Below are 23,750 nucleotides of genomic sequence, written 5' to 3'. Positions count from 1 at the left end.
GCGATTCTGCTTCCTAAACTGGCCGCGGACAAACCCGTCCAGACACCTCAAGGACACCCCCAGATGCAACTCGATTCCAGCATGGCCGCCGTCGTCACGGGCGGCGCTTCGGGCCTCGGTGCCGCCACCGCGCGCCGCCTTGCCACGCACGGCGTGAAGGTCGCGCTGTTCGACCTGAATGCCGAGCAGGGCGAGGCGCTGGCCAGGGAGCTGGGCGGCGTGTTCTGCAAGGTCGACGTGACCTCCGAGGAGCAGGTCGACGCCGCGTTCGCCAAGGCCCGCGCCGCGCACGGGCAGGAGCGCGTGCTGGTCAACTGCGCCGGCACCGGCAACGCGGTGAAGACCGCCAGCCGCGACAAGGCCACGGGCGAGATCAAGCACTTTCCGCTCGCCAACTTCGACCGCATCATCCAGATCAACCTGGTGGGCACCTTCCGCTGCATCGCCAAGTCGGCCGCCGGCATGCTCACGCTGGAGATGCTGCAGGACGGCGAGCGCGGCGCCATCGTCAACACCGCCTCGGTGGCCGCGCAGGACGGGCAGATGGGCCAGGCGGCCTACACCGCGTCGAAGGCCGGCATCGTCGGCATGACGTTGCCGATTGCGCGCGACCTCATGGGCGAGGGCATCCGCGTGAACACCATCCTGCCGGGCATCTTCGACACGCCGCTGCTGCAGGGCGCGCCCGACAACGTGAAGGCCGCGCTGGCGGCGTCGGTGCCGTTTCCCAAGCGGCTGGGCAACCCGGCCGAGTACGCGACGCTGGCGGAGCTGATGATCACCAACGGGTACTTCAACGGCGAGAGCGTGCGGCTGGACGGGGCCATCCGGATGGCGCCGCGCTGAATGCGCTGAGCGCATCGATCGCTTCGATGGCGCCGCGCAGCGCCTTCACTCCGCCGTTTCTTCCGCGCCCCCCTGCGCGTTGTCCACCCGCTGCATGTTCTCGAGGATCTTCAGCAGGTAGTGCAGGGTGTGGGTGACGTCGTTCACCGAAAACCCCTCGAGCACCTGGTCGTAGTAGGCGTAGATCTTCGGCTGCGCCTCGACCACCCACACGTGTTGCCCCGACTCGGTCATCGTGACCAGCCTTGACCTGCGGTCGCGGCTGTCGGGCGCCGTCTTCACATGCCCGTCGCGCTCCATGCGGCTGACCAGGCCCGACAGGTTCTGGCGGCTGACCTTCAGGTAGCGCGCCAGGTCGCCCATGCTCATCCCGCCCTCGGCCTCGTCGCGAGACAGCGCGCCGAGCACGGCCCATTGCTGCGTCGTCAGGCCCTCGGCTTCGACGGCCCGGCTGCCCGTTTTATGCAACATGTTTGCACATTGATACAGGCGAAAGAACACCCGATTGGCGAGCGCCATTCGCGTGCTGTCAGCGTTTTCACTAGCGGTAACCATGGTTTTTCTTTCTGAAAGGCTTGCGCGGCCCCGCGTCGTCAACTAATAATACGTCAACGTATTTACGTAATTGTCGAAAAAGCGGTGCCCGACCGCCCAACGATATAGCAAGCCCCCGGACCCAAGGAGAACCAGATGCAACGATTCCAAGACAAGACAGTCATCGTCACCGGCGGTGGCGGCGGCATCGGCGGCGCCACCAGCCGCCGCTTCGCCCAGGGCGGCGCCCGCGTGGCGGTGTTCGACATGAACCTGGAGGCCGCCGAAGCGGTGGCCGCGCAGATTCGCGCCGACGGCGGCCAGGCCCAGGCCTTTCGCTGCGACATCACCGACCGGCCCGGCGTGGACGCCGCCGTGGCCGCCGTGCTGGAGCGCTTCGGTCCCATCGACGTGCTGGTCAACAACGCCGGCTGGGACGTGTTCAAGCCCTTCACCAAGACCGAGCCCGCGCAGTGGGACAAGCTCATTGCCATCAACCTCACCGGCGCGCTGCACATGCACCACGCGGTGCTGCCCGGCATGGCCGCGCGCAAGGCGGGGCGCATCGTGAACATCGCGTCGGACGCGGCGCGCGTGGGCTCTTCGGGCGAAGCGGTGTACGCGGCCTGCAAGGGCGGGCTGGTGGCCTTCTCCAAGACCATCGCGCGCGAGCACGCACGCCACGGCATCACGGTGAACGTGGTGTGCCCCGGCCCTACCGACACGGCACTGTTCGCCGACTACAAGCAAGGCGCCGGCAACCCCGAGAAGCTGATGGAAGCCTTCACGCGCTCGATTCCGCTGGGCCGCATCGGCCAGCCGAGCGACCTGCCCGGCGCCATTCTTTTCTTCGCCAGCGACGACGCGGCCTTCGTGACCGGGCAGGTGCTCAGCGTCTCGGGCGGCCTGACGATGAACGGCTGAACCCCTCCGATACCCCCCAAGGAGACACACATGGCCCCGACAGATTTCGAAGACATCCTCTACGACGTGCGCAACGGCGTGGCCTGGATCACCATCAACCGTCCCGAGAAGATGAACGCGTTCCGCGGCCAGACCTGCGACGAGATCATCCGTGCGCTGAACCGCGCGGGCTACGACCGCGAGGTGGGCGCCATCGTGCTGGCCGGCGCGGGCGAGAAGGCCTTCTGCACCGGCGGCGACCAGTCCGCGCACAACGGCAACTACGACGGGCGCGGCACCATCGGCCTGCCGATGGAAGAGCTGCACGACGCCATTCGCAACGTGCCCAAGCCGGTCATCGCGCGGGTGCAGGGCTTCGCCATCGGCGGGGGCAACGTGCTGTGCACCATCTGCGACCTGACCATCGCGTCGGAGAAAGCCGTGTTCGGCCAGGTCGGCCCGAAGATGGGCTCGGTCGACCCTGGCTACGGCACCGCCTTCCTGGCGCGCGTGGTGGGCGAGAAGAAGGCGCGCGAGATCTGGTACCTGAACCGCCGCTACAGCGGCGCCGAAGCCGTGGCCATGGGCCTGGCCAACGCGGTGGTGCCGCACGAGCAGCTCGACGCCGAGGTGCAGAAGTGGGCCGAGGAAATCTGCGAGCGCAGCCCCACGGCGCTGGCCATCGCCAAGCGCAGCTTCAACGCCGACACGGCGCACCAGGCCGGCATCGCGGGCCTGGGCATGTACGCGCTGAAGCTGTACTACGACACCGAAGAGTCGCGCGAAGGCGTGAAAGCCTTGCAGGAGCGGCGCAAGCCCGAGTTCCGCAGGTACGCGAAGTAGCCGCCGCAGGAGACACGCGATGAACCCCTACATCGACGACGACCTCGCCACGCTGGCCGAGCATGCGCGCCGCTTCGCCGCCGGCCGCGTGGCGCCCGGCTTCCTGGAGCGCGACGACACGCGCGTGCTCGACCGCACGCTGATGCGCGAGATGGGCGAGATGGGTTTCATCGCGCCCGAGCTGGCCGAAGAACACGGCGGCCAGGGCATGGGATGCCTCGCGGCCGGCGTGATCCACGAGGAGATTGCGCGCGCCGACCTGAGCCTGAGCTACATCAACCTGCTGGCCTCGCTCAACGGGCAGATCCTGGCCGAGCACGGCCGGCCCGAGGTGGTGCGGCCGTGGCTGCACAGGCTCACGCGCGGCGAGGCGCTGCTTGCCATTGCGCTGACCGAACCGCGCGGCGGCTCGGACGCGGCCAACCTGCGGCTGCGCGTGGAGCGCGTGGGCGACGCCTACGTCATCAACGGTGAGAAAACGTCCATCTCCGCGGCCGACCAGGCCGACGCGGTGGTGGTGTTCGGGCGCACCGGCTCGGTGGAATCGGCGGCGCACGGCGTCACCGCGCTGCTGGTGCCTGCCGATGCACCCGGCCTCACGCGCAACCGCTTCGACTGCCACGGCCAGCGCGCCATCGGCCGGGGCTCGCTGTTCTTCGAGAACGTGCGCGTGCCGCTGGACCACCGCCTGGGCGACGAGAACAAGGGCTTCGTGCAGGTGATGCAGGGCTTCGACTTTTCGCGCGCGCTCATCGGACTGCAGGTGCTGGCCGTGGCGCGCGTGGCACTCGAGGAAACCTGGGAGTACGTGGCGCAGCGCGAGGCCTTCGGCAAGCCGCTGTCGGCATTCCAGGGCGTGTCGCACCCGCTTGCCGATTTCGACACGCAGGTGGAGGCCGCGCGCCTGCTGTGCCTGCAGACGCTGTGGCTCAAGGACAAGAGCGCGCCGCACACCGCCGAGGCCGCCATGTGCAAGTGGTGGGCGCCCAAGCTGGCCTACGACGCCATCCACCAGTGCCTGCTGATGTTCGGCCACGGCGGCTACGACCGCGGGCCGATGGAGCAGCGCCTGCGCGACGTGCTGGGCTTCCAGATCGGCGACGGCACCGCCCAGATCATGAAGACCATCGTGGCGCGCACGCGGGCGGGGCGCTCGGCCGTGCCGGCCTGAACGCCACCGCCACGGATTTCGGGTTCACAACAAGAGGAGACAAGACATCATGGAATTCGACGCTGTACTGCTGCCCGCGCGCCGCGCGCGCATGGTGGCCCAGGGGCTGTGGCACGACCGCACCATCAACGACGCGCTCGACGCGTGCATTGCGCGCAGCCCCGACAAGCTCGCGCTGACGGCGCTGCGGGTCGACACGGGAGAAGGGGGCGGCACCTCCCTCGGCACCTCCTTCGGCACCACGCGCTTCACCTACCGCGAACTCGGCCGCATGGCCGACCGCATGGCGGTGGGGCTCGCGCGGCTCGGCGTGGGCCGCAACGACGTGGTGGCCTGCCAGCTGCCCAACTGGTGGCAGTTCACGCTGACCTACCTCGCGTGCTCGCGGCTCGGCGCGGTGATGAACCCGCTGATGCACATCTTCCGCGAGCGCGAGCTGTCGTTCATGCTCAAGCACGGCGCGGCCAAGGTGCTGATCGTGCCCGCGCGCTTCCGGGGCTTCGACTTCGAGCAGATGGCCATGGGCCTGCAGGCCGGCCTGCCCGAGCTGGCGCACGTGGTGGTGGTCGGCGGCAGCGGCGCGAACAGCTTCGACGCCTTGCTCGGCGGCCCCGAATGGGAGAACGAGGCCGATGCGCAAGAGATTCTCCGGCGCAGCCGGCCGGGGCCCGACGACGTCACGCAGCTCATCTACACCTCGGGCACCACCGGCGAGCCCAAGGGCGTGATGCACTCGGCCAACACCACCATGGCCAACATCGTGCCGTACGCGCAGCGGCTGGGGCTGGGCGCCGCCGACGTGGTGCTCATGGCCTCGCCCATGGCGCACCAGACCGGCTTCATGTACGGGCTGATGATGCCGATCATGCTCGGTGCCTCCGTGGTGCTGCAGGACGTCTGGGAGCCGAAGCAGGCCATTGCCGCCATCAACGCGCAGCGCGTGAGCTTCACGATGGCCTCGACGCCGTTCCTCTCGGACCTGGCCAAGACCGTGGCCGAGACGGGCGTCGAAGTGCCCACGCTCAAGGTCTTTCTCTGCGCGGGCGCGCCCATTCCGGGCACGCTGGTCGAGCAGGCGCGCCGCGCGCTGGGCGCGAAGATCGTCTCGGCCTGGGGCATGAGCGAGAACGGCGCGGTCACGCTCACGCAACTGGCCGACGACGACGAGCGCTCCGTCCACACCGACGGTTGCCCGCTGCCCGGCGTGGAGATCAAGGTGGTCGACGTCGACGGCCTCGTGCTGCCCGCGGGCGAGGTCGGCAAGCTGATGCTGCGCTCCTGCTCCAACTTCGGCGGCTACCTGAAGCGCCCGCAGCTCAACGCCACCGATGCGCAGGACTGGTTCGACACCGGCGACCTCGCGCGCATCGACGAGCGCGGCTACGTGCGCATTGCGGGCCGCACCAAGGACGTGATCATCCGCGGCGGCGAGAACATTCCCGTGGTCGAGATCGAGTCGCTGCTGTACCGCCACCCCGACATCGGCATGGCCGCCGTCGTGGCCTACCCCGACGAGCGGCTCGGCGAGCGCGCCTGCGCGGTGGTGGTGCCCAGGCCCGGGTGCAACGTCGACCTGGCGTCGATCGTCGCGTTCCTGAAGGGCGAGAAGGTGGCGGTGCAGTACATCCCGGAGCGGTTGATCGTGCGCGAGGCCATGCCTTCGACGCCCTCCGGAAAGATCCAGAAATTCAAGCTGCGCGAACTGCTGCGCGCGGACGAATCGGGTGGCGCGGGCAAGGCCTGACGCGCGCTCGGGTGCCCAGCGCCGGCCGGCCATCCGGCCTTCCAGCCGTCTGGGCCACAAGGCCATCGAGCCATTACTGCAACGGAGACACAGACATGCCTTTCAACCTTTACGTCGCGCGCCTGCGCACGCTCGCCATTGCAGCCGGCGTGACCGTGGCCTTTGCCGCAAGCGCACAGACTGCGGCACCCGCCGCGTGGCCCAGCAAGCCCATTCGCGTGGTCGTCGGCTTCGCACCCGGCGGCAGCACCGACGTGATGGCGCGCATCCTCGCGCAGTCGCTCTCGGAGTCGCTGGGCCAGACAGTGCTCATCGACAACAAGCCCGGCGCCAGCGGCAACATCTCGGCCACCGAGGTGGCGCGCGCGGCGCCCGACGGCCACACCTTCCTGATCGCACCGACCTCGGTCGAGACGGCGAACCCCTCGCTCTTCAAGTCGGCGCTGCTGCCTTCGCGCGACCTCACGCCGGTGGCCACCGTGGGCCGCACGCAGATGTACCTGGTCGCCAAGCCGCAGCTGCCCGCGAAGGACGTGCGCGAACTGGTCGCGCTGGCCAAGGCCAAGCCCGGCACCTTCTCTTACGCCTCGGCCGGCACGGGCACGCCGCCGCACCTGGCCTGCGAGCTCTTCAAGCAGGCCACCGGCACCGACGTGCAGCACGTGCCTTACCGCGGCGCCGCGCCTGCGCTGCAGGACGTGCTCTCGGGCCAGGCCGACTTCGTGTGCGACCCCGGCATTGCGTTCCCGCACATCCGCACCGGCAAGGCCAGGCTGCTGGGCATCGTGAGCGCCAAGCGCTCGCCGTTCTTCCCCGACGTGCCCACGGTGGCGGAGCAGGGCTTCGCGGGCGCCAACCTCGACATATGGTTCGGCATGTGGGCGCCCAACGGCACACCGGGCGAGGTGCTCGCGCGCATGAACGGCGAGCTGGCCAAGGCGCTGGCCCTGCCGGCCGTGAAGTCGCGCTATGCGGACCTGGGCGCGGAGCCGGTCGCGATGAACACGCCCGAGTTCCGCAAGCTGCTGGCCGACGAAGGCGCGGTGCTGTCGGCGCTGATCGCCAGGCAGAAGATCGTCGTCGACTGAGGGGAGCGATCCGATGCAGCAGCAACCCCCCGTGCGCGTGCACACCGACGGCCGCGTCGGCGTGATCACCCTCAACCGGCCGAAGCAGCTCAACGCGCTCGACGACGCGGTGATGGACGCGCTTGGCGCTGCGCTGCTCGGCTTCGACGCCGATGCGGGCATCGGCGCCATCGTCGTCACCGGCGGCGACACCGCCTTTGCGGCGGGCGCCGACATTGCGGCGATGGTCGAGTGGGGCTACGCCGACGTGGTGCGCGACGAGTTCATCACGCGCAACTGGGAGACCATCCGCCGCGTGCGCAAGCCGGTCATCGCCGCGGTGGCGGGCTTCGCGTTCGGCGGCGGCTGCGAGCTGGCGCTGGCCTGCGACATCGTGCTGGCGGCCGAGTCCGCGCGCTTCGCGCTGCCCGAGGTCAAGCTCGCGATGCTGCCCGGCGCGGGCGGCACGCAGCGCCTGCCGCGCGCCATCGGCAAGGCCAAGGCGATGGAGATGTGCCTGGGTGCGCGCACGCTCGACGCGGCCGAGGCCGACCGCTACGGCCTCGTGTCCCGCGTGGTGGCCAACGACGCGCTGATGCCGGAGGCCATGGCGCTGGCCGGTCGCATCGCGGCCTGCTCGCTGCCGGCGTTGATCGCCATCAAGGAGTCGGTCAACCGGGCCTGGGAGGCGCCGCTGTCCGAGGGCATCCTGTTCGAGCGGCGGCAGCTGCATGCGCGCTTCGCCAGCGAAGACGCGCACGAAGGCATGCGGGCCTTCCTGGCACGGCGCAAGCCGGTGTTCAACCACCGCTGAAGCCCTCGCGCCTCGGCATCGCGGCCATCGCGAAAGGGGCCAGCCAAAATCGTCCGTTCCGACGACGCTGCGCGCGCACCCGGCGCGAACAATTCTCCGAACCCCAGACGCAACCGGAGAACTCCCCATGCCCGAAGCATTCATCGTCGCCGCCGCGCGCACCGCCGGCGGCCGGCGCAACGGCCGCCTGGCCGGCTGGCACCCGGCCGACCTCGCCGCGCAGGTGCTCGACGCGCTCGTTGCGCGCACCGACGCCGACCCCGCGCTCGTCGAAGACGTGATCATGGGCTGCGTCGGCCAGGCCGGCGAGCAGTCTTCCAACATCGCGCGCAACGCCGTGCTGGCATCGAAGCTGCCCGAGTCGGTGCCGGCCACCTCTGTCGACCGGCAGTGCGGCTCGTCGCAGCAGGCGCTGCACTTCGCGGCGCAGGCCGTGATGTCGGGCAGCATGGACATCGTGATCGCCGCCGGCGTCGAGAGCATGACGCGCGTGCCCATGGGCACGCCCGCCACGCTGCCGCTGAAGGCCGGCCTGGGCTTCTACGTGAGCCCGCAGATGGCCAGGCGCTACCCCGGCGTGCAGTTCAGCCAGTTCACCGGCGCCGAGATGATCGCGAAGAACTACGGCATCGAGAAGGAGGAACTCGACCGCTATGCGCTCGAGAGCCACCGGCGCGCCATCGCGGCCACGCGGGCCGGCCTGTTCGAACGCGAGATCGTGCCCGTCGCGGTGCGCATGGCCGACGGCACCGAGCCCGGCGAGCTGCACACCGCCGACGAAGGCATCCGCTACGACGCCACGCTGGAGAGCATCGCGGGCGTGAAGCTCATCGCCGAGGGCGGGCGCTGCACGGCGGCCACCGCCAGCCAGATCTGCGACGGCGCGAGCGGCCTGCTGGTGGTGAACGAACGCGGCCTGAAGACACTGGGCGTGAAGCCGCTCGCGCGCATCCACCACATGAGCGTGATGGGGCACGACCCGGTGATCATGCTGGAGGCTCCGCTGCCGGCCACGCAGCGCGCGCTGAAGAAGGCCGGCATGAGCATCGGCGACATCGACCTGTACGAAGTGAACGAAGCCTTCGCGCCCGTGCCCATCGCATGGCTGCAGGCGCTGGACGCCGACGCGGCGCGCCTGAACGTGAACGGCGGCGCCATCGCGCTGGGCCATCCGCTGGGCGCCTCGGGCACCAAGCTGATGACCACGCTGGTTCATGCCCTGGGCCAGCGCGGCAAGCGCTACGGCCTGCAGACCATGTGCGAAGGCGGCGGCATGGCCAACGTGACCATCGTCGAGCGGCTCTGAGCCGTCGCGGTCCACCGGGACCGCCGGGCCTGGTTCCCTCGTGGAACCGGTGTCCCGGAACATGGAATGGCAATGCCAACATAATCGATGCCCATGGGCGCATTGCCATCCATCCTCGACCCCCGCTCCGTCATCATGCTGGCCGGCATCATGGGCCTGATGATGGCGCTCGTGGTGTTCTTCATGCGCCGCAGCTACCCGCCGAGCATCGGCGGGCTGGGCGACTGGGCACTGGCGCCGCTGGTGGCCTTCGTGAGCACCATGCTGTTCGCGGGGCGCGGCTTCCTGCCGGACTTCGTCACCATCGTGGTCGCCAACTTCGTGCTGTTCCAGGCCTGCATTCTTTATTACTCAGGCAGCCAGAAGTTCCTGCTGGGGCGCAGCGACACGCGGGGCTGGACGCTGTTGAACGGCTTCCTCGGGCTGGCCATGTTCTGGTTCAGTGCCGTGAAGCCCGACTTCGAGTTTCGCCTGGTGCTGGTCACGCTCGCGGTGTCGGCGCTGTTCTTCTTCCACGCCCGGCTGTACATGCGCGATCGCGGCATGGTGTTCGGCAAGCGGCTGATGACCGGCCTGCTGCTCGTGCAGTCGGCCGTGGCCGCGCTGCGCTTCGTGTCGGTGCTGGTGGGCATGGCGGGCGAGAGCCTGCTGGACACGTCGTGGATCCAGTCGCTCTACATCACCATGTATTCGTTCACCGTGCTGCTGATGTCGATCGCGGTGATCCTGATGGCCACCGACCGCGTGCACACCGAGTTCGAGTACCTGGCTTCGCGCGACCCGCTGACCGGCGCGCTCAACCGCCGCGCGCTGCTCGATGCGTGCCGTGCCGCGTTCGCCCATGCGGGCCGCCGGCGCGTGGCGCTGCTGATGATCGACCTGGACCACTTCAAGGACATCAACGACCGCTTCGGCCACCTGATGGGCGACGCGGTGCTGCGCGAGGCGGTCAGCCGCATGCAGCGCGCGATCGGCGATGCGGGGGTGCTCGGGCGCTATGGCGGCGAGGAGTTCGTGGTGCTGCTGAGCGGCGCGGGCCAGGCCGAGGCGATGAGCATCGCGCAGCAACTCAAGCAGGCCGTCGGCGAGCCGTTCACGCCGGATTCGCCGCTGGCGGCGGTCGGTGCCATGGCGGTCAGCATCGGCGTGGCGGCGGGCGAGGAAGGCAACCGGGTCGACGACGTGCTGGCACGGGCCGATGCCGCGCTGTACCGCGCGAAAGCCATGGGGCGCGACCAGGTGATGGCCGCGGCCTGATTCGGCCGGTGTTGATTCAGCCGGCGTTGCTCCAGTCGCAACGCAACCGGTACTGCGCGCCGCGGTAGGTCAGCGTGCCCCGTGTCTTCGATGCGTTCAGCGTGGCCTTGTGCGCGGGGCGGTCCAGCCCGGCGCCCTCGATGCGCATGACCTGGCGCTCGTGGTCGACGAACCGCCGGCGCAGCGTGAAGCGCTCGGATGCGGTGTTCGCGCCGTTCGTGCGCGCGACGATCAGCTCCGTGAGCTCGCCGGTCGACAACCGGAACTGGATCTCCGCCGAGTAGGGAACACCTTCGCACTGCATGCCGCCGTTGGCGAAGGCGGGCGAGGCGCAGAAGGCGCACAGCAGCAGGCAGGCGGCGCAGAGCCGCAAGCGCGCGCCGCGCATCAATCGGTCACGCAGGCGTCGAGCCATGCGATGCAGGGATGCGAGCCGCCGGGAATGGCGGTCGCTTCGACCGGCGAGCGCATCGGCGATGCGTTCGCCTTCATCGCTTCTTCTCTCCCCAGCGCCAACGGGGCGGTTCGCCCTTGAGCCAGCACACGGCGACGAGCGCGGCGCTGAGGCCGGTGACAGCGAGCAAAAAGTGAAACGGCTCCCGCTCGGGGCGAACGGTGAAGATCACGCCGGCGAGCAACACGAAGTACACCGCGAGCACGGCCCAACCCTGCCAGCAGGTCGGCACGCCCCAACCCCAGCCGTAGCGCTTGGCGGGGAACCAGCAGGTTGGCTTGTTCATGCGTGGTCCTCCGGTGGTGACGGTGGGTGTTGATGGCTCATGTCCGGACCATGGGTTCATCCTGGCTCAACACGCTCACGCAGAAGGTGGTGCCGATGACAAGAAACTCGCGCAGATCATCGTAAAGGCGGCCGCTGACAAAGTGCGTCCGCTGCATTTCGAGCGCCTTCCATCCACCGCCGGTGACCTCGAAAAACCAGCCGGTCTTCATGGAGCACTGCGACCAGAACTCCGTCAGGTCGAGTTCGTCGAGAACCCTGAATCCCCACGTGGTCGGGAAGACGACTTCGGCGGTGGAGTCCGCGCTCTTCAGCTTGATCTGCAATCCGTTCGATGCATGGAAGATCGACACGATCTCACTGATCGGATCGGGCTGGAAGGGGCCTGCGAGGACGGTCACGACGGGCTGCAGATGAATCTGATCGCTCATGTGCCCGAGCGCCAATGGGCCGGCGGTTCCGGTCGAGTTGCTGTGACAGCGTCGGTGAGCATGCGTTTTTCTTGGCGCGGGTGACGATGCGCCGCATTCTGCCCGTGCGGCCCGACGCCGCTACGCCGCCTGCGTCGGCACCTTCACGCGCGCGCGCACCGCGCCGCTCGCCAGCACGACGCCCGGCACCACCAGCGCCAACGCCAGCAGCACCGCGCCGGTGACCGGTTCGTTCATCCACCACGCCGCACCCAGCGTGGTCAGCACCGGCACCAGCGCCGCGGAGAGCGATGCGCGTGCGGCACCCAGCCGCGCCACGGCCACCATGTAGACCACCAGCCCGAGCAAGCCGGCGACCACGCCTTGCCCCGCGGCCTGCAGGGCGATGTCGGCCCACGGCGCGCTCAGCAGCCGCGGCGCACCCGCGATCGCCACCAGCGGCAGCAGGAGCAGGGCCGACCAGCCGTTGACGAACGCGGCGCCCTGCCATGGCGTGAGGCCGCATCGCGCGAAGGCGAGCGAGTGGGCGGCCCACAGCATGGCCGCGGCCAGGAAGAGCAGGTCACCGCGCCAGTCGAGCGAGCCGCTGCGAAAGCTGCCGGCCGCGAACAGCGCCATGCCGAGCGCAATGCAGCCCAGCCCCAGCAGGCGCATGCCGCCGATCTTGCGTCCCTTGTGTCCCTTGTGACCCTCTTGCCCTCCTTGCAGCCGGGCGCCGATGGCGGTGAACAGCGGCAGGCTGCCCGCCATGAAGATGCCCATGTGGCTGGCGGGCGCCCATTGCGCGCCGGCCAGCACCAGCAGGCCGAAGGGCAGGCCGCCGCCGATGACGAGCAGCGCGAGCGTGGCCCGCGAGGCCGCGGGCGCCATGCGGGTGCCGCGCGCGCGGCCGAACCACAGCGGCGCCAGCAGCAGGGCGGGTATGCCGTAGCGCATCAGCGCCAGCTCCATCGGGCCGAGCGTGGTGGTCACGCCGTGGCGCGAGACGAGTTGCCAGGCGCTGCCGACCAGCGCGGCGGCGAGTGCGGCCAGCAGGCCGGTGCAAAGGTGGCGGTCCGTCATGGCGGCGAGTCTCGCGACCGCGCCGCGTGGCGGCTATCAAATTCGTGCGCTGCCCAGCACGCGGCGGGCTTCGCCGAGCGTCACGCCGGTTTCGCGGCGGAACACCGTGCCCAGGTGGCTCTGGCTGCAGAAGCCGAGGTCGTGCGCGATGCCCGCAAGCTCGTGGTCGCCATCGGCCAGCCGCTCCATGGCCGCGGCGAGCCGCAGGTGCTGGCGGTACTGGTGCAGGCTCAGGCCGGTCTGCTGGCGGAAGCTGCGGGCGAGGTGGAAGGGGGAGCGCGAAACGGCGTCGGCCACGTCGTGAAGCGACATGCACGGTTCGCCGTGCGCAGTTTGCGCGGCCAGCGCGAGCAGGCGCCGGGCGCGGGCTGTCGCGCCCGCCTGTGGCACTTGCCGGCGCAACGCGGGCAGCTCGCCGACCAGCGACGCGACACGTGCCGCGCCGCAGCCGTCGGCGCGCAGTTGCCGCTGTGCGGCGTGCACCTGGTACAGCGACCTCGGCGACAGAAGGAAGAAGGCGGGCGCCTCGTCGGTGGCGTCCGCGCGATGCCGGGTGACGACCAGGCTGCTGCGCGCGGCCGGCATGCCCTGGCGCAACTGGTAGACCGTGCCGTCGGCGAAGCGGATGGCCGTGAGTCCGTCGGCCAGCCAGCTGCTGCCGCCGGAGCGCACCTCCAGCAAGGTGCTGCCGGCGGGAAAGACGATGCGCCGCGAGGCGACGGTGTAGACCTGGCTCCATTCCGGCGAGCGCGCAGGGTGCGAGCGAACGTGCGCCACTTCGAACGCGTCGCAGGCGTGGAGAAGGGTACGTTGCTGGGGCATGGCGCGGCGTGCGGGGCTGAGGATGTGCGGATGTGCGGATGTGCGGGGAAGGGTTCATTCTGCCCACGAAGGGGCGCAGCCGGCCGCTTCATTGCGTATCAGGCAAAGGGATACGGCCCCTCCATCTGCCCGATGTGGCTCACATGGCTCACCATGCCCTGCGCCGCGTCCCACAGGTGCAGCATGCATGCCGGGCGGCCCATGTACGAGGCGGGCGCGGCGTCCGCAGCCAGCTGCAGCGCGATTTCCGTCGTGCTGCTCGGGCACGCGCACACGACCGTGCCGGCCCAGCGCCGCAGCATGGTGCGGTGCACATGGCCGCACAGCACGCGCTCGATGTTGTCGAAGCCGCGCAGCACGGCCTCGAGCGGTGCCGGGTTCATGCAGCGGTACGGGTCCATGTACGGGATGCCGCTGGCGAAGGGCGGGTGGTGCAGCATCACGAGCGTCGGCTTCGTGCGCTGCGCCTCCAGCGTTCGCCGCAGCCACGCCAGGCCCTGCGCATCGACATCGCCGTGGTGCAGCCCGGGAACGCAGGAGTCGAGTGCCACGATGCGCACTGGGTGGTCGTCGATGCAGTAGTGCAGCGCGCCTTCGCGCGGCAGGTACGCGTGGTCCGCGAAGGCCGCGCGAAAGTTCTCGCGGTGGTCGTGGTTGCCCGGAATCACGAGGCAGGGCACGGCCAGCTTCGCGAGCAGCCGCCGCGCCTGAGCGTATTCCTCGGGCCTGCCTTCGTCGACGAGATCGCCGGTCAGCAGCACCAGGTCGGGCCGGCGGTCCAGCGCGTGCAGGTGGTCGATGGCCTGCGCGAACATGCGGTTCGAGTCGGCCACGCCCTGGTAGAGCTGGCCGGCGGGGCGCACGTGGGGATCGGAGATTTGAGCGATGAGCATCGGGCGCCTCGTGGTTGCCCTGCGTGCAAGCAGGTTCCGTTCCCTGCCGCATTTCCCGCATCCGCTTGGGGGCCCAACCGCCGCGGAAGGCGCCTATGAGGGGCAACCCTCTGGCGCCCTCAATCGTCCGTTCCGACGATGTGACGCGCCGTGGCCGCTGCCTACGATGCAGCGCGACAGCCCTACACAGGAGACAAGCCATGTTCGGATTGATGCAAGACCGCCCGCTGCTCATCTCGTCGCTCATCGACCATGCGGCCACCTTCCACCCGCATGCGCAGATCGTCGGGCGCAGCGTCGAAGGCCCGGTGCACCGCACCGACTACGCCGAGGTGCAGCGCCGCGCCAAGCAGGTGGCCAATGCGCTGCAGACGCTCGACATCGCGCCCGGCGACCGTGTCGGCACGCTGGCGTGGAACACGCACCGGCACCTGGCGCTGTACTACGGCGTGTCGGGCTCGGGCGCGGTGCTGCACACGGTCAACCCGCGGCTCTTTCCGGAGCAGATCGACTACATCGTCAACCATGCCGAAGACAAGGTGCTGTTCTTCGACACCACCTTCGCCGCGCTGGTCGAGAAGCTCGCGCCCGGCCTGAAGACGGTGCGCGCCTTCATCGCCATGACCGACCGCGCGCACATGCCCGCCATCGACGTGCCGAATCTGCTGTGCTACGACGAGCTCGTGGGCGCGCAGAGCGAGGCCTGCGCGTGGCCCGAGTTCGACGAGCGCACCGCGTCCTCGCTTTGCTACACCTCGGGCACCACAGGCAACCCCAAGGGCGTGCTGTATTCGCACCGCTCGACGGTGCTGCATTCGCTGATGGAGTGCGCGCCCGACACCTTCGGCGTGAACTCGCAGATGACGCTGCTGCTGGCCGTGCCCATGTTCCATGCGAACGCGTGGGGCATGCCGTATGCCGCCGCCATGACGGGCGCGAAGCTGGTCATGCCCGGCCCGCACATGGACGCGCAGAGCCTGTACGAGCTGATGCGCGACGAGAAGGTCGGCTTCTCGCAGGCGGTGCCGACCATCTGGCTCATGCTGTTCCAGTACTTCGATGCGCACCCCGAGATCGACACGCGCGCCATCGGCCTGAAGCGCATCGGCGTGGGCGGCGCGGCCACGCCGCGCAGCATGATCGAACGCTTCGAGCGCGACTTCGGCGCCGACTTCGTGCAGGGCTGGGGCATGACCGAGACCAGCCCCATCGGCGTGATCGGCAACCTGCTGCCCAAGCACCTCGCGCTGTCGAAGGAAGAGCAGACCACCATCAAGATGAAGCAGGGCCGCGGCGTGTGGGGCGTGGAGCTGAAGATCGTCGGCCAAGACGGACTGCGCCTGCCGCACGACGGCAAGGCCTTCGGCCACCTGCACGTGCGCGGGCCGTGGATTGCGAGCGGCTACTTCAAGAGCGAAGGCGGACCGGTGCTCGATGCCGAGGGCTTCTTCCCGACGGGCGACGTGGCCACCGTCGATGCCGACGGCTACGTGAGCCTGGTCGATCGCGCGAAGGACGTCATCAAGTCGGGCGGCGAATGGATTTCTTCCATCGACCTGGAGAACGCAGCGAGCGCCCACCCCGCGGTGGCCGAGGCCGCGGTGATCGGCGTTGCGCATCCGAAGTGGCAGGAGCGGCCGCTGCTCATCGTGGTGAAGCGCGCGGGCGCCGAAGTGACGCGCGAGGAACTGCTCACATTCCTCGCAGGCCGCGTCGTGAAATGGTGGCTGCCCGATGACGTGGCTTTCGTCGACAGCCTGCCGCACACCGCCACCGGCAAATTGCTGAAGACGAAGTTGCGCGAACAGTTCAAGGGTTACGTGGCCGCGGCATCCGCATGACGGTTCGATGACTTGTTCGATTTTTCTGTGGACAACTCTGTGGGTTGTGCGGGGAGGCGACCCGGCGAAGCGAGAGCTGGCGTGGGTTTCCACCACGTTGCCTGTTGAATAGGCAGGCCTCCCGCGAGGGGCGGAAAGACGTGTATCGCGGCGAGAGGAATGAAGGAAAGCGTGGTAGGCGACGCATGCGCCGTGTCACCCCGGTCCGGGGCCAGTCAGATCCAGAGCCGGTACATCCAGAACGACTCGTCATGTTCAAAGCGCTCGGCAAATTCACCTGGAGAAAAACCGGCGATGTGCCGTGTGGCACGCACGAGGTGCGATTGGTCGGCAAAGCCATGGTCGAGCGCCAGCGTCGCCCAGTCGAAGGGCTGGCCGGTCTCGTAGCGCTCGCGCGCGGCGAAGAACAGGCCCTCGGTGCGCACCAGCGATTGCCAGTCGCGCAGCGAGCGCCCGCTGAAGGCCTTGACGCGACGCTCCACCTGGCGCGGGCTGTGCGTGCGGCGCCATTCGTGGGCCTGCCATGCGAGGCGCTCGACCCAGTGGCGGCCCAACTGGCGCAGCGATGGCGCGGTGGTCGAGCGTCCGTGCAAGGCCTGCCATCGCGGGGCGATGTGGTCGCGCAGTGCAGCCAGTGTGGCTGCGTCGTCGGGGGACCAGACCAAGGCGTCGAGCAGTGGGGACCACGTGGCACCCATGACCTCGTGCGCGGGCACGAAGCGGTCGTGAACAGCGGCCGGATCGATGCCGAACAGCGTGCGCGCGATGTCCGCAGTGAAGCAGATCATGCCGGCGCGTCCGTTCTCGTGCGCCCAGCAGACCGACGGGCGCGACTGGCTTCCTGAAATCACGACCGTCGAATCGGTGCCCGAGGGTCGCCAGCTTGAAAGCTGCTGTGCATCGCCGCGTTCGATCATGCTGGCCTCGGTGTGCTGGAACCACGACAGGCTCATCAGCGGCGAGGCCGGGAAGTGCGTCAGGCGTTGCGCATCGTTCATGGTCAGGCCTCGCGTGTCGCGCGAGATCGCAGCCACCACGGCCCCTTGCAGCACCGGCGGCGTCGGCAGGATGTGGCCGGTGTCTTCCGGGCCTACACGCGGCGCGCGCGCCAGCGGGTCGGGGTAGGCGAGGGGGGAAAGCAGGGGAGCGATGTCCATCGGGCTCGAGTTTAGGCAGTCGCGCACGCGTGTCGTTTCGGTTCAAGACGGTGCGCATGAAACGGGGAACCATGCGGGGCATGAACACCGCTTCTCCTTCTTCTTCTTCTTCTTCTTCTTCTTCTTCTTCTTCTTCTTCTTCTTCTTCTTCTTCTTCTTCTTCTTCTTTCTCCGCGTGCCCGATGCACGCGACGGCGCCTCTGAGTGCACCGGTGCGCCACCCCCTCGGCCACTGGCCGCCCGGGCCGCCCTCCGGCATCACGGGCTGGGGCCTGCTCAACCAGATGTCACGCGACCTGCTGGGCACGTTGGGCGACTGGCAGCAACGCCATGGCGACCTGGTGCACCTGCGCATCTGGCCTGAGCATCAGGTCGTCGTGACCGATCCGGCGTTGGTGCGCGAGCTGCTGGTCGCGAACCACGATGCCCTCATTCGCTGGGAGCGCGGCATGCGCGTGTTCTCGCAGGTGCATGGCCACAGCGTGTTGGTGTCCGAGGGCGCGGCGTGGCGCGACAAGCGGCATGCGCTGCAGCCTGCGTTTTCGCCGAAATCGACACAGAGCTTCGTGCCCACGATCGCGGAGACGGCTGAGCTTGCGATGCGTTCATGGCCGCGCGGCGACGAGGCCCGCTGGCCGATCGAAAGCGCCCTCACCACGCTGGCCATGGACGTGATCGTGCGCATGCTGTTCTCGCGCCCCATCGGCGACGACGCGGCACGGGTCGCGCGGGCCGTACACACCGTCGGCACGGCCGCGGACAGCGAGTTCTATTGGCCCGCGAGCTGGCCCGACGCGATGCCGTGGAAGCGCGCCAAGCGCAATGCGAAGGCGATGCTGCGCACGCTCATCGACGACCACCTGCGCGCGCGCTCGGCCATCGAGCCGGAAGAGCGCCCCGACGACCTGCTCACGCGCCTTCTGCAACTGCACCGCGACGATCCGGCGGCGTGGCCGTTGCAGGCCGTGCACGACGAATGCATGACCGCGTTCCTTGCGGGGCACGAGACCGTCGCGGCCACGCTCACGTGGTGGGCGTGGTGCCTTGCTTTCAACCCTGAAGCGCAGCGCAAGGCTGCCGACGAAGTGAAGCAGCGGCTGCAGGGTCGCGCGCCGACGGCGCAAGACCTCACTGCGATGCCCGCGCTGACCCGCACGCTGCAGGAGGCGATGCGCCTCTATCCCGCCGCGCCCGTTCTGTTCAGCCGTCGGGCGACACGGCCAGTGACATTGGGTGCCTGGCAGTTTCCGGCACGCACGATGTTCATGGTGCCGGTGCAGCTCATGCAACGAGACCCGCGCTGGTTCGAGGAGCCGCTGGCGTTTCGTCCCGAGCGCTTTGCCCCCGGTGCGCCCGAAGTGCCGCGCGGGGCCTACATGCCGCTGGGTGCCGGCCCGCGTGTGTGCCTGGGCCAGCACCTGGCGATGACCGAGCTGACCGTGGTGGCGGCGATGCTGCTGCAACGCCATGTGCTGTCGGTGCCCGAAGGGCAGGAGGCACCGCGACCGGTGCTTAACGTGACGCTGCGTCCGGCGAGTCCGTTGCACCTGCGCGTGTCGCCGGCCGGTTGACGCAGCTGGAGTGCGCCGCTACATTCAGTCCGCCCTGCGATGAGCGGGGCCGGGTTTAGCAGCCCGAAAGAACCGCGGTGAAAGCCGCATACCGCAATGGTGTTGCGGCTTTTCTATTCCGGCTTCCTTTTAGGCGGCTCGGATGGGAGGGCTCGCGCCCTGCCGGTTTCGCCTAGCGGTTCCCGGTCTGCTAACCCGTTCGAGCCGCCGCCTTCGTTTAGCAGCGTGGTGCGTGGTTGTTGCAAAGCCGAACCGAAGGGAGGCCTCCATGGCCGATTCGTCATCATCATCATCACGCGCCGCGCATGCCGGCGCCCAGTTCAAGCCGTTTGCCTGGAGCCTGTTGGAGGGGCTCGATCATCGGGCGCGGCAGCGTGCCGCGTTCCTCAACGATGCACGTGACGTGATCGATGGGGCGCACACGCTGATGCAATTGCTCGCGTGGGACGAAGAGCGTGGTGACGCTGTCGGGTCTCTGCTCGACACGACGCATCGCGCGTCGCTTCAACGGCTTGTGATCGCTTCGCTGGGAATGCTGCACGCCGACATTGAAGTGCAGTGCGAAGCGCTGTCCGCCCCCAGGCCCTGAACGGTCGCACCGCATCGCGGCTGTAGTTCCTCGAAGCACGGATCGTCGGCTATCTGCCCCGCTTCAACTGCGCGCGCCCCAGCGGCGTGATGCGCCGGACGATCGCGAGCTCCTGCGGTTCGCTGCTGTCCTTCCAGGTGAACGCGGGGCTGATGGCCGCGTCGACGAACCCGGCCTGCTTCAGCGCCTCGATGCAGTTGATCTCGTCGTGGTTGTCCACGCGCAGCGGGAACGACGCGCCGGCGATCCGGTGCAGGTAGGCGAGCGCGTCCGGACCCTTGGGCCTGGCTGGCGGCTGTGGCGCCGAGGCCCTGCTGATCTTCGCGCCGCGCTTGCGGCTGCGCATGCTGGCGATCTCGGCGTGCCCGTCGTCGGTGATGCACACGACCAGCGCGGCCTGGGCGAGCCTGTAGTTGCCGCCCGGGTCGAACGCCGGATCGATTTCGGCCTCGACCAGGCCTGTGGCTTTCAACACCGACACGCGCCGGACGTCTTGCGCGTCGGTCACGTGCAGCGGCAAGCGCGCGTGCTCCAGGTGGAGCAGGTAGGTAAGCGGCACCGAAGATCCCCTGTCTGCGCTCCCCGCCGACGAGCGGGATCAAATGTCAACAATTGTTAGCAAATGATCATTCTTGTGTACATGGTGGTCAAGGGCCATACCCGGAACAGGGTATTTCTTCGGTCTTAGTTCACAAAATGTTGACAAACGGGCGCCTGCCCGCTTGCATTCACCGGCTCAATGCTTGTGGTCGCCGTGACCCATGGACTGCGCGGGCTGCGCCGACCCATTGAGCGCGCGCACCGGGGCCTTCACCTCGACCGATTCGCGCTTGCCGTCCTTGCCCTCGAACACCAGCGTGAGCGGCACGGTGTCGCCTTCCTTCACCTGCTGCTTCAGGTCGAGCAGCATCACGTGGTAGCCGCCCGGCTTGAGCTCGACGGTCTTGCCGGCCGGCACGTCGAGCGCGGGCACCTGGCGCATGCGCATCACGCTGTCCTGCATGGCCATCTCGTGGACCTCGACCACGGGCGTGACGGGCGAAGTGGCCGAGACGAGCTTCGTGTCCTTCGCGGCGTTGATCTGCATGAACGCGCCGGTGGCCTGCTGCTGCGGCACGGTGGCGCGCACCCATGCGTCCTTGACGGTGACCTGGGCGTGGGCGCCGGCTGCGAGCAAGGCGGCTGCGGTGAGGGCGATGTATGCGATGGTTTTCATGAAAGTGATTTCCTTGGGTTGGCTGGAGGTGAGAGTCAGGCGGACGCGGCTTTGCCGAGGATCTGGCGAAGGTCTTGCGCGCATTCCTGCGCGCCCTGCTCGTGGCGCAGCACGAGGCGGATCTTGCCCTTGGGGTCGAACACGTAGCTGAAGGCCGAATGGTCCATGGTGTACGACGAGCCGGTGGGCACCTTCTTGTAGAACACCTTGAAGGCCTTGGCGGTTTCGGCGGTCTTCTGCAGGTCGCCGTACAGGCCGATGAAGCTGGGGTCGAAGGCCTGGGTGTAGGCCTTGAGCACGACCGGCAGGTCGCGCTCGGGGTCGACGGTGACGAAGATCACCTGCAGGCGATCGCCGTCCGCGCCGAGCAGCCGCTTGATCTCGGCCGCGCGCACGAGTGCGGTGGGGCACACGTCGGGGCACTGGGTGAAGCCGAAGAACATCATCACGGCCTTGCCCTTGAAGTCGGCCAGGGTGCGCTCGCGGCCGTCGGCGTCGGTCAGGCGGAAGTCCTGCGCGTAGCTGGCGCCGGTGATGTCGACGCCGTTGAAGCTGGCGGGCAGGATCCGGTCGCAGCCAGCGAGGGACAGCACGGCGAGCGCGGCCGTTGCGCCGCCGGCCAGCAGCAGGCCGCGGCGGGTGGTGTGGGATACGTGGTTCATGGAAGAAAAGCTCTCTGCGGCGCCGCGGCTGGCGCCGGCTCGTTGCGGGAACGCACGCGATGCGCCTCGCCAGGAGGCGGCATCACGCGCGGACGAACTGAAGACGAAAGGTCAGGAGAGCGAAGGAGGACCGCGCGCCGGCAAGGGCGCCGCGGTGGCCGCGGCGATGTGCGCGGACGCAATCGGCTGGACCGCACGGGCCAGCGGCATGAGCACGGGCAGTTCGACGGCCGGCGTTGCCGGCGGCGCGCCGGCCAGCACGCACAACGGGCAGTCCATGTGACCAGCACCGAACTCCTGCGCGCCGTCGTCGGTGTGGACGATGGCCTTGACCGAACCGGTGGTCGAGCAGACCAGTTCGACCGTTTGCGGGTGCACCACCGGCGAGGCGACGGCCACGCCGATCGACAGGGCAAACCACAGCAGGACCCAGCGGATCAGCCCGGCGCCGGGAGGCCGCATGCCCGCGCGCGTGGCGCGAGCCTGGGGTGCGGGGCGGGAAGGCGTGGGCATCGGCGCGGATTATCGGGCACAGCGGAATTTCGCGAAATCGATGCACTTATCCCTAGTTCCGGGGATATCTGCGCAATCCCAAAGCAGATTCAATCGCTCCCCTTGAATGGACGTTTGGTTACATGCGATCCGCTTCGGTTGCATTTTGGGCTGCGTCCTGCTTTTCAGTTCTTACTCAGGAGCTTGCGAATGGATCGGCGAAAGTTTTCTCTCACGATGGTCGGGGCAGCAGTGTTGGCTGGATGTGGCGGGGGCGGCGGTGGTGCAAGCGGATTCGCTTTCCCTCCCATCGCGGCTGCGCCACCCGCGGAGCCGCCGCCTGCGGCACCCCCGGCGCCGCCAGAGGTGGTGCCGGAGGTGCCGGTGGTGCCGGCCGGACCGGAGCTGGCGACGCCGACGGCGCTGCCCGCAGGCGTCGCGTTCCTGCAAACCATCGCCGCCACCGACAGCGGCGGCGCGCAAGCGCCCGGCCAAGCCAATGTCTGGGACCTGAACTTGGACTTTTCGCTGGAAGACGGTGGCGACGATCAATTCGACACCGCCTTGGCGCTCTCGGTAAAGGTCGGCGCGAGCACCGACGTATTCCCTTCGGACCAGCTCTATGCGGAACTGACGGCGCTGGGTCCGGAGTTGGGCGCGGCGGATGGCCAGCTCCTGGTTTCGTTCACTTCCGACCCTGGTTTTTCGGGCGTCGGCACAGGCGGGTACGCGTTGCTGCATCCGGGCACGCAAGTGCGCCTGCAGCAAACCTTGAACCTCGGCACCGCGACCGGTGGCATCTCGATGTCCTGGGTCGGCAATCGCAGTTTCGGCAACCGGTACCTCGGCAGCTTGCGGGACGACACGATTTTTGGGCAAGTTGTCGTGCGCGACACGGCGGGCGCGATCCTGGCTACGCTGTACAAGCTGGACGTGAACGGTGAAACGGGAACATGGGGCTCGGCCTCGCTCACCTCGTTCGCCGGGCAGACGGTGGTGCTGTCGTTCGAGCAGCGTGTGGTCGTGAGCGGCATGGTCATCGACAACGTCTCGGTGCAGGACGGCTCCAGCCATGAGTTTGTTGTCAACGGCGATTTCGAGGCGCAGGGCACAGGTTGGACCGTGTCGGCTTCCAAGATGTCGCAGAACGTGCGCTCCGGCGTGCGCACCGCGGGCGGCCTCGAGGTGCAACGAACCTTCTACACGCAGCCCAATGTGCTGTGGGGGCGGTTCACCGACGTCTTCCACAATCCGAGTGCGGCAGCGATCGTGGCCGAGGTGGCCTACGCATCCGACCTGGGTTCGGACAGCAGCGGCATCATCTATCCCACGCCCGGTGCCACCTCGAAGGCCTTGACCACCTGGGATGGCTCTCCGGGCGATCGCGACGTCGGTTTTGTGTTCGGTGCGGCAGACAGTGTGACCTACCTGTCCGCGACGGCGCTGCACACCCCGGACGGCGACGACGCGCTGATGTTCAAGTTCAACATCACGGTGCCGGCGGGAGGCAGCGTCACGCTGGTCAACTTCCTGTTGACGGATGGAACGGACACCGGCCGCACCGCCGCCGATGTCAACGCGCGAGCGACCGCGATCGACACGGTGGCCGCGGACATCGCCAACAACTTCAAGACCAATTTCGCCTACCAGCGCGGCCTGACGCAGGCGCAGCTGGACACGTTGAAGAACCTCTGAACGTTCAGGGAAACCGCAGGCCGACCCGCCTGTGGTTTCGTTCTGCGGCGGAAAAGACAAAAGCCTTGCAAGTCATTGACCTGCAAGGCTTTTAT

At 68.5% G+C, this 23,750-nt stretch carries 25 protein-coding genes; 13 read left to right on the top strand and 12 right to left on the bottom strand.

What is annotated here, in order from left to right:
- Positions 1 to 63: 63 nt before the first annotated feature.
- Positions 64 to 846 (top strand): SDR family NAD(P)-dependent oxidoreductase, encoded by a 783-nt coding sequence (locus BM013_RS25510; RefSeq protein ID WP_093130458.1) that lies wholly within the window; start codon positions 64 to 66, stop codon positions 844 to 846.
- Positions 847 to 891: 45 nt separating this feature from the next.
- Here BM013_RS25510 and BM013_RS25505 read toward each other — a convergent pair whose 3' ends face one another.
- Positions 892 to 1,401: a MarR family winged helix-turn-helix transcriptional regulator gene (locus tag BM013_RS25505; RefSeq protein ID WP_093130457.1), complete on the bottom strand. Its 510-nt coding sequence runs from the start codon at positions 1,399 to 1,401 to the stop codon at positions 892 to 894.
- A 135-nt stretch (positions 1,402 to 1,536) separates the two neighbouring features.
- Between BM013_RS25505 and badH the strand changes: the two genes are divergently transcribed.
- The 8 genes from badH (at position 1,537) to BM013_RS25465 (ending at position 10,485) form a co-directional block, all read left to right on the top strand.
- A complete protein-coding gene (badH, locus tag BM013_RS25500; protein ID WP_093130456.1) occupies positions 1,537 to 2,304 on the top strand; it encodes a 2-hydroxycyclohexanecarboxyl-CoA dehydrogenase in 768 nt (255 codons plus the stop codon).
- Positions 2,305 to 2,334: 30 nt separating this feature from the next.
- The gene (gene badI / locus BM013_RS25495; protein WP_093130455.1) at positions 2,335 to 3,126 is read left to right on the top strand and encodes a 2-ketocyclohexanecarboxyl-CoA hydrolase; all 792 of its coding nucleotides are present in this window, start codon (positions 2,335 to 2,337) and stop codon (positions 3,124 to 3,126) included.
- Positions 3,127 to 3,145: 19 nt separating this feature from the next.
- The gene (gene aliB / locus BM013_RS25490; RefSeq protein WP_093130454.1) at positions 3,146 to 4,297 is read left to right on the top strand and encodes a cyclohexanecarboxyl-CoA dehydrogenase; all 1,152 of its coding nucleotides are present in this window, start codon (positions 3,146 to 3,148) and stop codon (positions 4,295 to 4,297) included.
- A 49-nt stretch (positions 4,298 to 4,346) separates the two neighbouring features.
- A complete protein-coding gene (aliA, locus tag BM013_RS25485; protein ID WP_093130453.1) occupies positions 4,347 to 6,041 on the top strand; it encodes a cyclohexanecarboxylate-CoA ligase in 1,695 nt (564 codons plus the stop codon).
- A gap of 95 nt (positions 6,042 to 6,136) precedes the next feature.
- On the top strand, positions 6,137 to 7,129 hold the full coding sequence (locus BM013_RS25480) for a tripartite tricarboxylate transporter substrate binding protein (RefSeq protein WP_093130452.1): 993 nt from the start codon (positions 6,137 to 6,139) through the stop codon (positions 7,127 to 7,129).
- A gap of 13 nt (positions 7,130 to 7,142) precedes the next feature.
- A complete protein-coding gene (locus tag BM013_RS25475) occupies positions 7,143 to 7,922 on the top strand; it encodes an enoyl-CoA hydratase-related protein (protein ID WP_093130451.1) in 780 nt (259 codons plus the stop codon).
- Positions 7,923 to 8,049: 127 nt separating this feature from the next.
- The gene (locus tag BM013_RS25470; RefSeq protein WP_093130450.1) at positions 8,050 to 9,228 is read left to right on the top strand and encodes an acetyl-CoA C-acetyltransferase; all 1,179 of its coding nucleotides are present in this window, start codon (positions 8,050 to 8,052) and stop codon (positions 9,226 to 9,228) included.
- 93 nt (positions 9,229 to 9,321) lie between these two features.
- Positions 9,322 to 10,485, top strand: coding sequence for a GGDEF domain-containing protein (locus BM013_RS25465; RefSeq protein ID WP_177225565.1), 1,164 nt, complete (start codon positions 9,322 to 9,324; stop codon positions 10,483 to 10,485).
- Between the two features lie 16 nt (positions 10,486 to 10,501).
- Here BM013_RS25465 and BM013_RS25460 read toward each other — a convergent pair whose 3' ends face one another.
- The 6 genes from BM013_RS25460 to BM013_RS25435 all read right to left on the bottom strand — a co-directional run bounded on the left by BM013_RS25460 (position 10,502) and on the right by BM013_RS25435 (position 14,432).
- Positions 10,502 to 10,900: a hypothetical protein gene (locus tag BM013_RS25460; protein ID WP_143098334.1), complete on the bottom strand. Its 399-nt coding sequence runs from the start codon at positions 10,898 to 10,900 to the stop codon at positions 10,502 to 10,504.
- A 73-nt stretch (positions 10,901 to 10,973) separates the two neighbouring features.
- Positions 10,974 to 11,225, bottom strand: a complete 252-nt coding sequence (locus BM013_RS25455; protein ID WP_093130447.1) for a hypothetical protein — start codon at positions 11,223 to 11,225, stop codon at positions 10,974 to 10,976.
- A gap of 37 nt (positions 11,226 to 11,262) precedes the next feature.
- Positions 11,263 to 11,655 carry a hypothetical protein gene (locus tag BM013_RS25450; RefSeq protein WP_143098333.1) on the bottom strand — a complete coding sequence of 131 codons (393 nt, stop codon included), beginning with the start codon at positions 11,653 to 11,655 and terminating at the stop codon, positions 11,263 to 11,265.
- A gap of 120 nt (positions 11,656 to 11,775) precedes the next feature.
- A complete protein-coding gene (locus BM013_RS25445) occupies positions 11,776 to 12,717 on the bottom strand; it encodes a DMT family transporter (RefSeq protein WP_093130445.1) in 942 nt (313 codons plus the stop codon).
- A 36-nt stretch (positions 12,718 to 12,753) separates the two neighbouring features.
- Positions 12,754 to 13,539, bottom strand: coding sequence for a helix-turn-helix transcriptional regulator (locus BM013_RS25440; protein WP_093130444.1), 786 nt, complete (start codon positions 13,537 to 13,539; stop codon positions 12,754 to 12,756).
- 98 nt (positions 13,540 to 13,637) lie between these two features.
- Complete coding sequence (locus BM013_RS25435) at positions 13,638 to 14,432, bottom strand: phosphodiesterase (RefSeq protein ID WP_093130443.1); 795 nt, start codon at positions 14,430 to 14,432, stop codon at positions 13,638 to 13,640.
- Between the two features lie 200 nt (positions 14,433 to 14,632).
- On the opposite strand from BM013_RS25435, the gene BM013_RS25430 reads away from it, so the two are divergent.
- Complete coding sequence (locus BM013_RS25430; RefSeq protein ID WP_093130442.1) at positions 14,633 to 16,273, top strand: 3-(methylthio)propionyl-CoA ligase; 1,641 nt, start codon at positions 14,633 to 14,635, stop codon at positions 16,271 to 16,273.
- Positions 16,274 to 16,488: 215 nt separating this feature from the next.
- Here BM013_RS25430 and BM013_RS25425 read toward each other — a convergent pair whose 3' ends face one another.
- Positions 16,489 to 17,430 (bottom strand): AraC family transcriptional regulator, encoded by a 942-nt coding sequence (locus BM013_RS25425; RefSeq protein ID WP_093130441.1) that lies wholly within the window; start codon positions 17,428 to 17,430, stop codon positions 16,489 to 16,491.
- Between the two features lie 80 nt (positions 17,431 to 17,510).
- On the opposite strand from BM013_RS25425, the gene BM013_RS25420 reads away from it, so the two are divergent.
- Both BM013_RS25420 and BM013_RS25415 read left to right on the top strand, forming a co-directional pair.
- The gene (locus BM013_RS25420) at positions 17,511 to 19,001 is read left to right on the top strand and encodes a cytochrome P450 (protein WP_371280835.1); all 1,491 of its coding nucleotides are present in this window, start codon (positions 17,511 to 17,513) and stop codon (positions 18,999 to 19,001) included.
- A 268-nt stretch (positions 19,002 to 19,269) separates the two neighbouring features.
- Positions 19,270 to 19,590 carry a hypothetical protein gene (locus tag BM013_RS25415; RefSeq protein ID WP_093130439.1) on the top strand — a complete coding sequence of 107 codons (321 nt, stop codon included), beginning with the start codon at positions 19,270 to 19,272 and terminating at the stop codon, positions 19,588 to 19,590.
- Positions 19,591 to 19,639: 49 nt separating this feature from the next.
- Here the strand turns inward: BM013_RS25415 and BM013_RS25410 are convergent, their stop codons facing one another.
- The 4 genes from BM013_RS25410 to BM013_RS25395 form a co-directional block, all read right to left on the bottom strand.
- Positions 19,640 to 20,149 carry a hypothetical protein gene (locus BM013_RS25410; RefSeq protein ID WP_256221682.1) on the bottom strand — a complete coding sequence of 170 codons (510 nt, stop codon included), beginning with the start codon at positions 20,147 to 20,149 and terminating at the stop codon, positions 19,640 to 19,642.
- A gap of 177 nt (positions 20,150 to 20,326) precedes the next feature.
- A complete protein-coding gene (locus BM013_RS25405; RefSeq protein ID WP_093130438.1) occupies positions 20,327 to 20,806 on the bottom strand; it encodes a copper chaperone PCu(A)C in 480 nt (159 codons plus the stop codon).
- 35 nt (positions 20,807 to 20,841) lie between these two features.
- Positions 20,842 to 21,468, bottom strand: coding sequence for an SCO family protein (locus BM013_RS25400; protein WP_093130437.1), 627 nt, complete (start codon positions 21,466 to 21,468; stop codon positions 20,842 to 20,844).
- Positions 21,469 to 21,579: 111 nt separating this feature from the next.
- On the bottom strand, positions 21,580 to 21,930 hold the full coding sequence (locus BM013_RS25395; RefSeq protein ID WP_093130436.1) for a DUF2946 family protein: 351 nt from the start codon (positions 21,928 to 21,930) through the stop codon (positions 21,580 to 21,582).
- Between the two features lie 396 nt (positions 21,931 to 22,326).
- Here BM013_RS25395 and BM013_RS25390 point away from each other — a divergent pair, with 396 nt between their 5' ends.
- The gene (locus tag BM013_RS25390) at positions 22,327 to 23,655 is read left to right on the top strand and encodes a hypothetical protein (protein ID WP_177225564.1); all 1,329 of its coding nucleotides are present in this window, start codon (positions 22,327 to 22,329) and stop codon (positions 23,653 to 23,655) included.
- Positions 23,656 to 23,750: the final 95 nt, after the last annotated feature.

The sequence above is a fragment of the Variovorax sp. OK605 genome (assembly GCF_900115445.1).
Lineage (GTDB): Bacteria > Pseudomonadota > Gammaproteobacteria > Burkholderiales > Burkholderiaceae_C > Variovorax.
This window is presented reverse-complemented; position numbering and strand designations above follow the sequence as displayed.